This window comes from Streptomyces litmocidini (assembly GCF_014649755.1).
GTDB lineage: Bacteria > Actinomycetota > Actinomycetes > Streptomycetales > Streptomycetaceae > Streptomyces > Streptomyces litmocidini.
Genome location: NZ_BMTQ01000007.1, coordinates 156,552 through 170,628, shown reverse-complemented (window position 1 = coordinate 170,628; position 14,077 = coordinate 156,552). Strand labels below are relative to the sequence as shown.

At 74.7% G+C, this 14,077-nt stretch carries 10 protein-coding genes and 1 pseudogene; 2 read left to right on the top strand and 9 right to left on the bottom strand.

The features are described from left to right. Positions 1 to 46: 46 nt before the first annotated feature. From IE180_RS17665 to IE180_RS17650, 4 genes are all read right to left on the bottom strand, one after another. Entirely contained in the window at positions 47 to 2,116 is a 2,070-nt protein-coding gene (locus IE180_RS17665) for a galactose-binding domain-containing protein (protein ID WP_190157839.1), read from the bottom strand. 123 nt (positions 2,117 to 2,239) lie between these two features. Beyond that, positions 2,240 to 2,830: a TetR/AcrR family transcriptional regulator gene (locus IE180_RS17660; RefSeq protein WP_190157838.1), complete on the bottom strand. Its 591-nt coding sequence runs from the start codon at positions 2,828 to 2,830 to the stop codon at positions 2,240 to 2,242. Between the two features lie 338 nt (positions 2,831 to 3,168). After that, complete coding sequence (locus tag IE180_RS17655) at positions 3,169 to 3,822, bottom strand: GntR family transcriptional regulator (RefSeq protein ID WP_190157837.1); 654 nt, start codon at positions 3,820 to 3,822, stop codon at positions 3,169 to 3,171. Between the two features lie 63 nt (positions 3,823 to 3,885). Further along, positions 3,886 to 5,094, bottom strand: coding sequence for a CaiB/BaiF CoA transferase family protein (locus IE180_RS17650; protein ID WP_190157836.1), 1,209 nt, complete (start codon positions 5,092 to 5,094; stop codon positions 3,886 to 3,888). 240 nt (positions 5,095 to 5,334) lie between these two features. Between IE180_RS17650 and IE180_RS17645 the strand changes: the two genes are divergently transcribed. Next, entirely contained in the window at positions 5,335 to 6,516 is a 1,182-nt protein-coding gene (locus tag IE180_RS17645; RefSeq protein WP_190157835.1) for an acyl-CoA dehydrogenase family protein, read from the top strand. A gap of 25 nt (positions 6,517 to 6,541) precedes the next feature. Here the strand turns inward: IE180_RS17645 and IE180_RS17640 are convergent, their stop codons facing one another. From IE180_RS17640 to IE180_RS17630, 3 genes and pseudogenes are all read right to left on the bottom strand, one after another. Then, positions 6,542 to 7,045 carry an FBP domain-containing protein gene (locus IE180_RS17640; protein WP_190157834.1) on the bottom strand — a complete coding sequence of 168 codons (504 nt, stop codon included), beginning with the start codon at positions 7,043 to 7,045 and terminating at the stop codon, positions 6,542 to 6,544. An 87-nt stretch (positions 7,046 to 7,132) separates the two neighbouring features. After that, positions 7,133 to 8,602: a MocR-like transcription factor YczR gene (gene yczR / locus IE180_RS17635; RefSeq protein ID WP_190157833.1), complete on the bottom strand. Its 1,470-nt coding sequence runs from the start codon at positions 8,600 to 8,602 to the stop codon at positions 7,133 to 7,135. A 761-nt stretch (positions 8,603 to 9,363) separates the two neighbouring features. Continuing rightward, positions 9,364 to 10,719 (bottom strand): annotated as a pseudogene (locus IE180_RS17630) (DUF6777 domain-containing protein); the annotation flags it as partial. An 85-nt stretch (positions 10,720 to 10,804) separates the two neighbouring features. On the opposite strand from IE180_RS17630, the gene IE180_RS17625 reads away from it, so the two are divergent. Further along, positions 10,805 to 12,124 carry a streptophobe family protein gene (locus IE180_RS17625; protein ID WP_373302791.1) on the top strand — a complete coding sequence of 440 codons (1,320 nt, stop codon included), beginning with the start codon at positions 10,805 to 10,807 and terminating at the stop codon, positions 12,122 to 12,124. Between the two features lie 214 nt (positions 12,125 to 12,338). On the opposite strand, the gene IE180_RS17620 is transcribed toward IE180_RS17625, so the two are convergent. Both IE180_RS17620 and IE180_RS17615 read right to left on the bottom strand, forming a co-directional pair. Next, positions 12,339 to 13,346, bottom strand: coding sequence for a serine/threonine-protein kinase (locus tag IE180_RS17620; RefSeq protein ID WP_190157830.1), 1,008 nt, complete (start codon positions 13,344 to 13,346; stop codon positions 12,339 to 12,341). Then, positions 13,346 to 14,041, bottom strand: coding sequence for an SH3 domain-containing protein (locus IE180_RS17615; RefSeq protein ID WP_190157829.1), 696 nt, complete (start codon positions 14,039 to 14,041; stop codon positions 13,346 to 13,348). Before IE180_RS17615 ends, IE180_RS17620 begins: the two co-directional genes overlap by 1 nt. Between the last annotated feature and the right edge of the window lie 36 nt (positions 14,042 to 14,077).

The window sequence follows — 14,077 nt, the reverse complement described above, 5'->3', positions numbered from 1 at the left end:
GAGGGGGCCTGCCGGATCCGTTCCGGCAGGCCCCCTCTCCGTACGCTCAGGACCTGTTGACGGCCACCTCGTAGAGCGAGTAGCCCCAGTCGGTGGCCCGCTTCACCCCGTGGACCCGCACGTAACGGGCCGACTGCGAGGCGAACTCGGCCGTGTCGTAGCCGCCGTCACCCGCGTCCGTCGACCACACGTTCCGCCAGGTCGTCCCGTCGTCCGACAGCTCGATCCGGTACGCGCGCGCGTAGGCCCGTTCCCAGTCGAGCGTGACCCGCCCGACCCGGCGCGCCGAGCCCAGGTCCACCTGGAGCCACTGGTCGTCCGACCACTCGCTGGCCCAGCGGGTCCCCGTGTCGCCGTCGACCGCGAGTCCCGGCGAGAAGTTCACGAAGGGGTTCCACCACTGGGTGGTGGAGGCCGACACCGGCTGCCCGGCCGCGAGGTTCACGCCCGGCTCGTGGTCCTCGGTCCGCTTCCAGGTGGTCAGGTACGACTCCGCTCCCCGCGACAGCTCGTCCACGACGCCCTGACCGCCGGGGGTGAGCCGGATCTGCTCGATCCAGTCCGGCACGAGGCCGTTGTGCGCGGCGCCGTCGACGTTCAGGTCCCAGGTGCGCTCGCCGGTGACCTGGCGGTCCAGGACCGAGCCCCCGTCGAAGCTGCGGAAGGGGTACTTCACCGCGTTCGGCGCGTCCGCCCCGACCGGGCCCGGCCAGCCGCCGACCCCGTTCATGTCCGTGCCGTAGCCGAACCCGACCCCGTACTTCCTCCGCAGCTCCGCCTTCTGCGCCGCCTCGCCGACGAAGCCCTGGGCGCTGTGCATGTACGAGGCGGCGAAACCGCCGAGACGGTAGAGCCGCTCGGTCCAGTCCAGGTCCATCCAGCTGTGGCTGGACAGGACGCCGGGGTACTCCTCGGCCTCCAGGATGTCGAGGGCGCGCCCGGCGGCCTTGACGCTCATGTGGTCGAGCTCCAGCATCATGCCGTGCTGGATCATTCCCTTCAGGGCGTACTCCCCGAGCCGCGTGAGCCCGCGGGTGTTGCACTTGGCGTCCGAGGCGTACGAGGGGACGCTCACCCCGGCCGGCAGCTTCTCGGCCATCGCGGCGGGCGCGGCGGCGAGACCGATCGGGTTGTCGTGCTGGGGACCCGCGCACTTCTCGGTGGCCCAGAAGGTGCCCGTGGACAGGAACTGGCCGATGTTGACCGCCACCCCCGTCGTCCCGCTGTCGAAGCGGACGCCGCAGAGCGCGTTGTCGAACTTGTGGCAGAGGAACATGCTGCGCACGCCGAGCGCGTACAGCTCGTCGAGCCCCTTGTCGATGTCCGCCTGGCCGCACTGGGCGACGTCGAGGATCTGCTTGCAGCCGAAGGGCTCCGAGGTCTCCACGCCGAGGACGACGGCGAGCTTCCCCTGCTCGATCACCGCACGGGCCTGGTCGGCGCTGGTGACGATCCGGAACCAGCCCTTGCCGGGGCCGCCGTACATCCCGTCGACGTAGTCCTGCAGCTCGTACGTCTTGCGGGCCTCCAGACGGATCGCGGTCATCTCGTCGCAGGTGCGGTCCCGGGGCAGGAGCGAGCAGATCAGCCCGTTGGTCACCAGGTCGTTGACGAGGACCCGCTGCCCGCCGCGCCAGGCGCGCTCGACCCAGGCGTAGTAGTTCTGCTGGTGGCTCAGCGAGTCGTGGGCGGGCCAGTCCTTGAACGTGGGCCAGCCGACCGGGTCGTGCTTCCCGTCGTCCCCGCCCGTCAGGTGCTCGAAGAGCGCCCCCGAGCCGTCCGGGTAGTGCTCGGGACAGTCCTTGAGGGCGTCGGCGACACCCGCCTGCGAGAACGTCGCCCCGCAGATCATCCGGCCGCCGAAACCCTCGTTGGACATCAGGTGGTTGTGCGCGTCGACGAACCCGCGCACCTTCCCCTGGGCGTCCGTTCCCCTGAACGGCTCACCCGTGACGTTGATCTGCGAGTCGGGCGCGGGCCGGGACGTGGCTTCCCACCACGTGCCGCCGGCGGCGGCGGGTACCGGAGCGGAGCCGAACAGCACCGCGGCGAGGGCGAGGAACAGCGCCAGGAGGGCGGATCCGCCGCCGCCCCTGCGCGAGAAAGGTCGAGTCATGTTCTGCGATGCCTCCGGACGGTGGGGGTGGACCGGGCGCCCCGAGGATCGCGTTACCGGAGGTACGAGTCAAGAGTCCGGGTCACATGACCTGATGGAGGGAAGCGGAAGCCCGCGTCCTGATCAACCCTCGATCAGGGCCACGAATTGATCCGCCGTCAGGTCCAGGTGGCCGGCGGCCGCGCGCGGGTCGCCGAGGACGAGGAACTGCAGGGTCAGCCCGTCGATCACCGCCGCCAGATACCGCGCGAGCACCTCCACGGGCACCCGCGGCTCCCGCCCCCGCACCCCGACCTGCTCGATCAGTGCCGTCGCCGACGCCACGTACTGCTCGTACTGGGCGCGCGCCAGATGCTCGAACCCGGGCTCCCGCAGGGCGTACTGGGTGAGGTCGTACGTCAGCATGTGCTCGCCCGGGTGGGCCGTGACGTGGTCCCAGTACGTCTGCAGAGCGCCCCGGACGGTCTCGCGCAGCGTCGCACCCGGCTCGACCGCCGACATCACGCGCGCCACGTAATTGCCGGTGATCGTCTCGATCGCGGCTTCGAGGAGCGCCTGCTTGGAGTCGAAGCAGTAGTGGAAGACGCTCAGCGACACCCCCGCCTCCGCGCAGATCGACCGGGTCGTGGTCCGGGCGACACCGTCCCTGGTCATCGCCCTGATCGCCGCCTCGACCAGCTGTCTGCGTCGTTCGGCCGACGGCATCCGCGCCATGGTTCCTCCTCGCGTCCGGCGCAAGGGTAACCGCAGCCCCCGCATGCCGCGATCGTCGACGGACGGCGGCCGGGAAGCGTCGGGCCGACGGCCCCGGGGACCGCCGGGCGGCCGGCCCGGGACCGCCGGGCCGCCGGATCGGGAACCCCCGGGCCTCCGGTCCGGTGCCGCCGGGCTCCACGTCACCGCCGCCGGCTCCGCCCGCAGGGCGGCGAAGGCCGGGTCGCCGCGCCGGGAGGCCGCGTCCGTGCCCCGATCGCGGGGGAGGGACACCGGCACCTCCGGGTGACCCGTGGGGTCGTGGGGCTCCGAGGCCGTGGGACCGTGGGGCTCCGAGGTCAGCCCTCGTCCGGGGGGCCCGCGTCGAGGACCTCGCGCAGCGCGGCCACCGCGTGGGCCCGGTGCTCGTCGAGGCAGTGGACGGCGGCCTCCTCGTCGCCGCGGCGGAGCGCGGAGATCACCGCCCGGTGCTCCCGCACGGCCTGCTCCCGGTGCGGCGACTCGGCATAGTAGAGCGAGCGGTACGCGTCGGTGGCGTCCCACAGGGTCGCGATGAGGCGGACGAGGCGCGGCATCCCGGACGCCTCGATCAGGGTGAAGTGGAAGAGCCGGTTCGCCGCCGCCATCGCGGCCACGTCCCCCTCTCCGGCGGCCCGTTCCACCTCCCGCTGGATCCGTTCGAGCGCGGCGACCGTGCCGTCCGGCATCCACCGGACGGCCGTGCGGACCGCCTCGGTCTCCAGGAGCCGGCGGATGCGGTAGATCTCCTCCAGATCGTCCAGGGAGAGCTCCGCGACGAAGTAGCCCCGGTGGACGTGATGGACCACCAGGCCCTCCGCCGGCACCCGGCTCACCTCGAACCGGGCCGCCAGGGCCTCCTGGCGGATCGGCCCGCCGGGCCCGAGCTCCCCGGTGGTGATGGCGCGCCGCAGCTCCTCCAGGACGAACTGCTGGGCGGTCTGCGGCCGCCGTTTCCGCACCGCGCTGCTCATCGCCTGTGACCCTCCGTTCCCTCACGCCGCCGTCGGCGGACCCCGCCGGCGGCGACCATCTTCCTACGCGCCGCCGTCCGCCGCCGACGCCCCGTGGACGACCCGCCCCAGCTCCGCCAGCACGTCGTCCGTGTGCTCGCCCAGGCGCGGGGGAGCGGCGCGGTAGGAGGGCGGAGTGACGTCGAGCCGGACCGGGTGGGCGACCTGGCCGGGGCCGGCCGCGGCCTCGGGGACGCGCGGCGCGAGCCCGAGCCGGTCGGCGAGGTCGAAGGCGGCCGCCAGGTCGTTGATCGGCCCACAGGGCACGCCGGCCGCGGTGAGCTCCTCGAACCAGGCGTCGGCGGTGCGGGTGCCGAGCGGGCCGGCCAGGGCCTCGACCAGCTCCTCCCGGTGGGCGACCCGGGCGGTGTTCGTCGCGAAACGGGGGTCCCCGGCGAGCTCCGGCAGGCCGAGCCGCTCGCACAGCGCCCCGAACTGCCGGTCGTTGCCCACGGCGAGGACCAGGGGCCGGTCCCGTGCCTCGAACACCTCGTACGGGGCGATGCTCGGGTGCCTGTTGCCCATCGCGCGCGGCACCACCCCCGCCCCGAGGTGGGCGGCGGCCTGGTTGGTGAGCGCCGAGAGGAGGGAGCCGAGCAGGGAGACCTCGACCCGCTGGCCCTCGCCGGTGCGTTCCCGGTGCCGCAGGGCTGCGAGGACGCCGAGGCCGGCGTGGAGACCGGTGACGACGTCGACCAGGGCGACCCCCGCCTTCGTGCCCCGCCCGTCCGGTTCTCCCGTCACGCTCATGAGGCCGCCCATGGCCTGGACGAGCAGGTCGTAGCCCGGCAGCCGGGCGCCCTCGGCGGTGCCGAAGCCGGTCACCGAGCAGTAGACGAGACCCGGGTTGCCCGCGCGCAGCTCCTCGTACCCGAGGCCGAGCTTCTCCATCGTGCCGGGGCGGAAGTTCTCGACGAGGACGTCCGCGCGGTCCACGATCGCGCGCGCCGCGGCCAGGTCCTCGGGGTCCGTGAGGTCGAGCGAGACGGAGCGCTTGTTCCGGTTGACGCCGAGGAAGTACGTGGCCTCTCCCGCGGCGAACGGCGGCCCCCACGCGCGCGTGTCGTCCCCCGAGCCCGGTCGCTCGATCTTGATCACGTCCGCGCCCAGGTCGGCGAGGAGCATCGTCATGTACGGCCCGGCGAGCACCCGGCCGAAATCGGCGACGACGATCCCGGACAGGGCCCCGCCCGTCGGTGGCGTCCCCGGTGCGTCCGGCTGGTCCGCGCGCATGCAGCCTCCCTCGCTTCCGCTGGAGAAACCGGAGGCCGGAGGTGGGGTCCGGGCGACCGGAGGCCGGATCCGTGCGACTGGAGCCCGGAGCCGGCAACTGGAGATGGGATCCGGGTGGTTGGAGATTGGATCCAATCGGACCGTACGGCCCGGATGTGGGATTTTCAATACTGGATCCAATATCCGATCGGGGGCTACGCTTCGGCTCGCCGAGTTGCCGCAGTCGCCAGGAGGCCGTCCGTGAAGTCGCCGTCCACTCCCGTCCACCCCTTCGACCTGCTCGCCGTCGACGGACTCCTGACCGACGAGGAGCGGGAGATCCGGAACACCGTCCGCGCCGTGGCCGACCGCGAACTGCGCCCGCACGTCGCCGGCTGGTTCGAGAAGGGCGAGATCCCCGCCCGCGAACTGGCCCGCACCCTCGGCGGCGTCGGCGTGCTCGGCATGCACCTGGAGGGCTACGGCTGCGCGGGCACCAACTCCGTCGCGTACGGCCTCGCCTGTCTGGAGCTGGAGGCCGTCGACTCCGGACTGCGCTCCCTCGTCTCCGTGCAGGGCTCCCTCGCCATGTACGCGATCTGGAAGTACGGCTCCGAGGAGCAGAAGCAGCGCTGGCTGCCGAAGATGGCCGCCGGCGAGTACATCGGCTGCTTCGGACTCACCGAGCCGGACGCCGGATCCGACCCCGGGGCCATGCGGACCAACGCCAAGCGGGACGGCTCCGACTGGGTGCTGAACGGCACCAAGATGTGGATCACCAACGGTTCGGTGGCCGACGTCGCCGTCGTCTGGGCGCGCACCGAGGACGGCGTCCGCGGCTTCCTCGTCCCGGCCGGCACCCCCGGCTTCAGCGCCCCCGAGATCACGATGAAGCTCTCGCTGCGCGCGAGCGTCACCAGCGAACTCGTCTTCGAGGACGTGCGGCTGCCCGCCGACGCCGTGCTGCCGGAGGCCCGCGGCCTCTCCGGCCCGCTCGGCTGCCTCAACGAGGCCCGCTTCGGCATCGTCTTCGGCGCGCTCGGCGCCGCCCGCGACTGCCTGGAGACGGCGATCTCCTACGCCAAGGACCGGGTGGTCTTCGCCCGCTCCCTCGCCTCCTACCAGCTGACGCAGCAGAAGCTCGCCGACATGTCGGTCGAGCTCGGCAAGGGCATGCTCCTCGCCCTCCACCTCGGCCGCCTCAAGGACACGGGCGCGCTCACCCCCGAGCAGGTCAGCGTCGGCAAGCTGAACAACGTCCGCGAGGCGATCGCGATCGCCCGCGAGTGCCGCACGATCCTGGGCGCCAACGGCATCACCCTCGAATACCCGGTGCTGCGCCACGCCAACAACCTGGAGTCGGTGCTCACCTACGAGGGCACGAGCGAGGTCCACTCGCTGGTCATCGGCAAGGCGCTGACCGGCGAGCAGGCCTTCCGCTGAGCCACCGGGACGCCGTCCCGCCCCCTCAGCCCGCCGTCACCCGGTCCAGGAACGCGTCCAGGTTGCCCGTCAGACGGGCGACCTGCTCGCCGACGTCGAGGGACTCCTCGTGGCGCCGGTGGCGCAGCTTCGGCTGCCGCCGGCCCCGGACGTAGAGGGAGCAGGCGAGGTCGGCGCAGAGGTAGATCCCGACCGTGTTCCCCTCGCGGCCGCGGCTGCCGGCCAGCGGCGCCACCAGGAGCGTCACGCCCGAGGAGGCGTGCGCGGTCAGGCAGACCTGGCACATGCTCGACTTCACGGCGCTGGTCCGGCCGACGGCGGGGACCCGCAGGGTCACGCCGAGCGGACCGTCCTCGCGCGGTACGACCAGGTGCGCCCGAAGGGGCGCGCCCGGATCGACCCAGCCGAGGAAGTCCAGGTCCTCCCAGGGGAGTTCGGCGAAGTCGAGGGGGAGCTTGAGTCGCGCCGCCTCGCCCTTGGTGCAGTTCACGAAGGACGAGCGGATCTGTTTGTCGGTCAGTGGTTCCACTCGGTGGACCGTACACGGACCGCCCGGAACGGGCATCCGAATATGCGGCCCGGCGAGGGGGCCGCCGGTACGCGGCCCTCCCGGCCCTCAGGCCACCCAGTCCGGAAGCGCCGGATCGGCGAATCGCCCCGGCGCGCCCTCCAGGGCCGCCGCGAGCCGCTCCGCCGCCGGCTCGTACACCTCCACGGGCAGCGTGAACGGGATCCGCAGCCGGTGCTCGTGCGTGCCCGGGTCCACCCCGAACCGGGCCCCGCCCTCCACCCGCACCCCGTGCCGCAGGGCCCGGGACGCCAGGGAGGAAGCGACCGGCCGGCCCAGGTCGATCCAGAGGCACATCCCGCCCGGCGGCACCGCCCACCGCCACTCCGGCACGTGGCGGGCCAGCGCGTCGCTCAGCGCGGCCCGGCGCAGTCGCAGCTCGTCGAGGCGCCGCGGCAGGATCGTGTCGAGGCGGTCCATCAGGGCGACGGCCACCAGCTGGTCCAGCACGGAACCGGCCAGGTCCGCCGTGACCCGCACCCGGGCCAACTCGGTCACGACCCGGGACGCGGCCCGCACCCAGCCGACCCGCAGCCCGCCCCAGCAGCTCTTGCTCAGCGAGCCGACGGACACGATCTGCCCGCCGTCGCCCCCGCCGGCGGCCGCCGCGAACGGCACCGGCGCGGGCACGTCCAGGGCCATGTCCGTCAGCGTCTCGTCGACCACCAGCCAGGTCCCGGTGGCACGCGCGGACCGCGCGAGTTCCCGGCGCTGCTCCGTCGGCATGAGCCGGCCGGTCGGGTTGTGGAAGTCCGGGATCAGATACGCCAGACGCGGCGCGGTCTGCCGGAGCGCCGCGTCGACGAGCCCGGTGTCCCACCCGGCCTCGGTCACCGGGACCGGCGTGACGCGGAGCGTGCGCCCCCGCATCGCGTCGAGGGCGTTGGCGTACGAGGGGTTCTCGGCGAGCACCCGGTCACCGGCCCGGCCGAGCAGCGCGAGCACCAGCGAGACGGCCTGCTGGGCGCCCGTGGTGACGAGGATCTGGTCCGGGAGGGTCGGCAGGCCCCGGGCCGTGTAGCGCTCGGCGATCGCGGCGCGCAGCGCGGGCAGCCCGTACGGGTGGTAGCCCTGCGATCCGGTGTAGCGGGGCAGCTCGGCGGCGGCCGCGGCCAGCGCGGCGGACAGCTCGGCCTCCGGGGCGGGCGGCGCGGCGAGGGCGAGGTCGACGGTCGCGCCGGCGTCGTCCTGGAAGGCGCCCGGAACGGTGGGCGCCTGCCCGTCCGGCAGCGCGGTCCACGTACCGGCGCCGCGCCGGCTGTGCGCGTAACCGCTCTCCCGCAGCAGGTCGTACGCCCCCGTCACGGTGGTCCGGCTCACCCCGAGCACCGCGGCGAGCCCACGCTCGGCCGGCAGCCGCAGGCGCAGCGCCACCCGGCCGTCGAGCAGCGCCTCCCGCACGGCCCTCGCGAGCTCCCGGTACCCGAACCGGCCTTCCGGGGGAGGGGTGAGGAGCGAGGCGAGCTGGCGGCCCGTCAGGGTCCGGTCCGCAGTGTGGACCCCACGTGCCACTGCCATGCCAATCACTCCTCATTGGCTCTGCTGTCCGGGCCAATAGAGTTGCAGACTCCCTTCCAGCGGTCCAGTGGCCTGGAAGGAGACGACCGATGACCGGACACTTCACCGATCGGGACGAGCGGGTGTGGCAACGGCGCGCGGAGGAGCGGCCGGGCCGCCCCCCGGCGCTCGGATCCTGGCTCCGCCGCCTGCGCCACGCCACCGCGCGGCGAGCCACCCCACGGCCCCCCACCCCACGGCCTCCCACCTGACCCCGGCCCCACCAGCGGGCCTGCGCCCCGACCCCGCATCCGCGCGGGCCCGCGCCCACCGGCACGGCGCCCCCTCGTGCGGGCATGCGTCCCGCCGGGGCGGGACGGGCGGGCACACGGGAGGGTGCCCTTGCCGGGCCCAGGCTTCCGCGCCTGAACCCGCACCCGGCGTGCGGCGGCGCCGTGGGTTGTGCCCACCCGTTCCGCCCCGGCGGAACGCATGCCCGCGACCGGGCCCGGCGAGGGTGCGGCCTCACAGCCGGGCCCGGCGAGGGCGTTGCCCCGCAACCGGGCCCGGCGCGGGTGCGGTCCCGCGCCCAGGTCCGGCGGGCGCGTAGCTCGTGGTCGGTGGAGGATGCCCGGCCGGGTCAGGGTGCGGGACGCAGCCCGATCGGCAGTGGATCAGGCGACGGGGGCCCGGGCGGGGAGCGGCCCCGAGGGGGACAGGGGCGCGATCGACGAGACGGTCCCCGTCGACCGGTTCGTCTGCTGGTCCGGGGACCGGCTCGTGAGTCCCGCCGAGCTGTCGGAGGCCGGTGCCGACTCCGGGCTCGACGACTCCGTCGGCGGCGTCGAGTCGCTCGGGCCGGAGGAGGATCCGGACGGCGGCGGCGAGGAGGGGGACGCCGACTCCGACGGGGAGAGCGGCGAGGGGCACGGCGGCGGCGTGACCCCGTCGACCGGCGCGGGGGGCTTCCCGCCCGTCACCGTCACGCAGGGCACCGGCGACAGCGGGGAGGCCGACGACGAACTGGACAGGGAGGTCGAGGGGGACGCCGAGGGGGAGACCGGGGTCGGCGGAGGAGGCGGCGTCGTCGGCTTGTCGTGCTCGCCGGTGTCGCCGTGCTCGCGCGCGAACCAGCCGTCGTCCTGGGGGTCGTACACCACGAAGACGTTCACGACCGTCACCGAGGGCGCCACCACGACGACCTGCTGGGGGCTGTACCCCGGCCAGGGGGTGCCGGTCGTGCGGGGCGCCTTCTGCGCCACGGGGCCGGTCAGCGGATTGCCGCAGGCGCAGCGGACCCGGGGCACGCCGTGGCCGTCGACCATGACCGCCGTGCCGGCCTGGAGCACGGACTGGTAGGTGGTGGCGGCGCCGTTCCGGAAACCGTGGTTGGTCACCCGGGTGTCGACCCGGAGCTGAAGCGGGGTCAGGGAGCGGAGGTACGCCGGAACGCCGTTCGCCGGGATGCCGACGACCGAGGCGAAGGCGGCGTTCTTCGCGGGTTCCGAGGACAGGTAGCGGACCTGCTGCTCGACGTCGCAGCTGGCCACCGACCGGGTTCCGCCGTACAGGCCGGGCGTGGCCCCCGACATCTGGGGCACGGCCGAGGCGGTACGGGGCGGCAGCGAGGCCGGCGGGGCGGAACCGCCGCCGGTGCGGGCCGTCGACCTGGTGAACGGGTCCGGGCCGGTCGCGGCGGCGTTCTGGAGGAAGACCTCGCCGCCGCCGGATCCCGCCGTGCCGCCCTTGTCGTCGGGACGGTTGGTGAGGACGACCGCGAGCGCCGCGGCCGCCACGAGCGCGGCGGTGACCGAGGCGACCTTCGGGACGGAGCGCCACCAGGGCCCGCCCTTGCCCGAGCCTCCGGCGCGGGACGAGCCGCCGCCGGACGGGGCCCCGTCGCCGCCCGACGTACCGCCGCCCCCGCCCGACGCGCCGCCGCCCCCGCCGCCCGACGCGCCGCCGCCACCCCCCGAGCCGCCGTGGGGCGGCCCGGGCGGCGGTGGGGGACCGGCGCTTCCCGGGCGTGTGCTCGGACCCGAGAGGGGGCCCGAGGGGGGACCTGAGGGGGGAACCGACGGAGGGCCGGACGGCGGGTGGGAAGTCACTTTTTTCCCTTTCTTCCGTTCCGCGCCCATTGTGTGCGCCGACCGGTGCCCGACCGCAAGCGGAAGCACTTCCACCCGCAAGCGGACCTCCGGCCCCGGTACTAGCGTGGGCAGGGTGACGAGCAGTCCGCTCCCCACCTCCGCGCGGTCGTCCGCGCCCACGCCCGGGCTCTACGCCCGCGTCGTCCTCCAGTCCCTGGCCGCCGTGGTCGCCGGGTTCGTCGCGATGGGCGTCGTCGCCGGGCTCGGCCTGTGGGCCGCGGGCGCCGCCGGTCTCCCCGGAGGCTTCCCCGCCGTCCTCGCCGCGGTCGTCGTCATGGCCTCGGGCGGCAAGGTCGACCTCTCCGGCGACGCGGGCGCCCTCGCCGGCACCCAGGCCGAACTGACCGCCATGCCGCTCACCGTCACCCTGGTGGGCGCATCGGTCACCGGTTTCTGCTTCCTGCGTCCCCTGCGCCACCACGCGGTGACCAGCGCCCGTGAACTCCTGCTCCGCGCGGCGGGCGTCGTCGTGCTCTGGCTGGCCGCCCTCGCGGGGATCTCGGCCCTCGCCCGCCACGACTTCCCCCTCACCCTCGGCGGCGGCGACGCCCAGGACCCCCTCATGGACCTCTTCGGCGACCTCCTGGACGCCGTGAACCCGACGGTCGGCTTCCGCACCGACCTCGGACCCACGCTCTTCTACGGACTCCTGTGGATCCTCGGCGTGCTCGCCGTCGCCCTCCTCGTCTCCCGCAGGACCCCGCTGCCGTCCCGGCTCGTCCGCTACCAGGAGCCCGTCCGGCCCGCGGCCTTCGCGATGCTCCTGCTGCTCCTCGCGTACGTCGTCGTGGGTCTGGTCGTCGGGATCGTCGTCGCGGCGGCCAAGGGCCACGCCGCGGAGACCTTCGCCGTCCTCCTCCTCGGCCTGCCCAACGTCACCTGGCTCGCGCTCGGCGTGGGCATCGGCGGCTCCTGGCAGGGAAAGGCGGAAGGTCCCTTCGGCCTGCCCATGCCGCAGGTCCTCGACGCCGTCCTGCGGGGCGGCGGCGACAGCCCCGACCTCTCGACCGTCGACCTGTCCTCCCTCGCCGCCCAGGACGCGCGCGCCTGGTGGCTGCTGCCCGTCGCCGCCGTCCTGGTGCTGGCCGCGGCCTTCCTGGCGGCCGTCCGCTCCCCGGCCCGGACCACGCTCTGGCAGCACGCCCTGCACCTGGGCGTCGCCTTCGCCCTCACCATGCTGGTCGCCGCGCCGGTCACCCTGGTCGAGGCCCACTTCGGCCTCTCGGTCCTCGGCATCGGCGACCTCGACTCGCTCGGCGGCCAGGTCGTCCTCCGCCCGGACGTCTGGAAGACGGCCGGCTTCGGACTCCTCTGGGGCCTGGCCCTCGGCTTCCTCGGCGGCCTCCTGGCCTCCCGGGTCCGCCGCAAGGGCGAGGTCGACCGGGACACCTAGCCAGGGCGCCGGGCCAGGACACCTCGCCGGGGCACGGGCTCCGGGCGCCCGGGCAGGACGCAGGACCGGGGCGCCCCGGCAGGCGCTCGGCGGTGCTGAGCCGTGCCGTCGCGAGCGCGGCGGCGACCGGCCCGCGATCACCCCGGCACACGGCGCCGACCCTCCCGTCACTCCCGGCAGGGCTCGGGAACGTCCTCCGCCGCGGCCGGTCCCGTCAGCGCGCTCCGCCCGGGTCCAGTTCGCGGAAGACCGGGCGCGCCCATGCGGGCGGGGCGGGGGGCGCGCCGAGGGGACGGGGGCCCCGGGGCGCCACCGGGCCGTCGGCGGCGGGCGCGTCGGTCAGGACGGCGCGCAGCGCGGCGACGAACTCCAGACACGTCCCGTACCGCTCCTCGGGGGTCTTCGCCAGCGCCTTGGCGAAGACCGCGTCCGCCGCCTCCGGCAGCCCCGCCCGCACCTCGGAGAGCGGCGGCGGCGGATCGTACTGCTGCGCCCACAGCACCGCCCAGTCGGTGTCGCGGCGGAACGGCGGCGCCCCCACGAGGGTCTCGAAGACCACGCACGCCAGGCTGTAGACGTCGCACCGGCCGTCCACCGGCTTGCCGGAGATCTGCTCGGGCGCCACGTAGTCGAGGGTCCCGACGAACTCGCCCACCGTCGTGAAGCCCGTGAGGGACAGCGACTTCTTGGTCAGTCCGAAGTCGGTCAGGTACACGTGCTCCGGGTGGTCGCCGTCGGTGCCCTCGGCGACCAGGATGTTGCCGGGCTTCACGTCCCTGTGCACCAGGTCGTGCGCGTGCGCCGCGTCCAGGGCCGAGGCCACCTGCACCGCGATCCGGCCCGCCTTCACCGGCGGCAGCGGCCCCTCGCGGTCGAGCAGGGCCACCAGGTCCTGCCCCGCCACGTACCGCATGGCGATGTACAGCACGCCCTCCGTCTCGCCCGCCTCGAAGACCGGCACGATGTGCGGGTGGTCGATCGAGGCGGCGACCCGCGACTCGTGGGCGAAGCGTCTGCGGAAGGTGTCGTTGCGGGCCAGTTCCGGGGCGAGCAGCTTCAGCGCCACCGTCCGGTCGAGGCGCAGGTCCCGCGCCCGGTACACGACCGCCATGCCGCCGCGCCCGATCTCGCCCTCCACCCGGTAGCCCGCGATCTCCTTGCCGACGATCCCCGAGGGCCGGCCCGCCGGGATCTCCGGGTCCCCGTGCGCCCCGCCGGGCATCAGCCCTCACCGTCCGGTCCCGGGGCCCGTTCCACCACCTGGGTCGGCGGCGGGGGCCGTTCCACCACCTGGGTCGGCGGCGGCCCGGCGGCGACGGCGGGATCGCCGCGCAGCACCACCTGGGTCGGCTCGTGCGCCGGGGGCGCGGTGTCCTTCCGTTCGTCCTCGGGCTCCCCGGCCGGGGCGGCCGACGGCGCCGCCGAGGCCGCGTACGTACCGAGTCCGACGCCGTCGCAGTACACCCAGCGCTCGTGCTCCGCGTCGTACAGCCACACCGACTCGCCGTCGACGACCATGCCGACCCGCAGGCCCCGGGTCCGCAGCCGGAAGCCCTCGCCGTCGAGCCGGCCCCCGCCCAGCTCCTCCGCCGCCCGCCGGTAACGACCGAGCGCGTCCTCGGCGCGCGCGATGAGCGGCCGGGGATCGGCGGTCCTGGTGAGGGGCCCGCCCGCCGCCGGCGGATCGTCGGGCACGCTCACGAGGAGGCGCGCGTCGACCCACGCGGTCCAGCCGTTGGAGCACAGCACCCGCCCCCAGTCGCCGGCCCGTTCCACGAGCCGTACCGGCAGGAAGGCGTCGAGGGGCGTCGTGGGCAGCGTCGGGTCGGGCGCCTCCCAGGCGGAGAGCCCGGAACGCGGCACCACATGGGTGGGCCGGAAGTCCGGCACGTCGTACTCGGAGCCGGGGACGCTCACGGCCGCACCTCCACCGTGGGACCCGTCGCGGGAGGG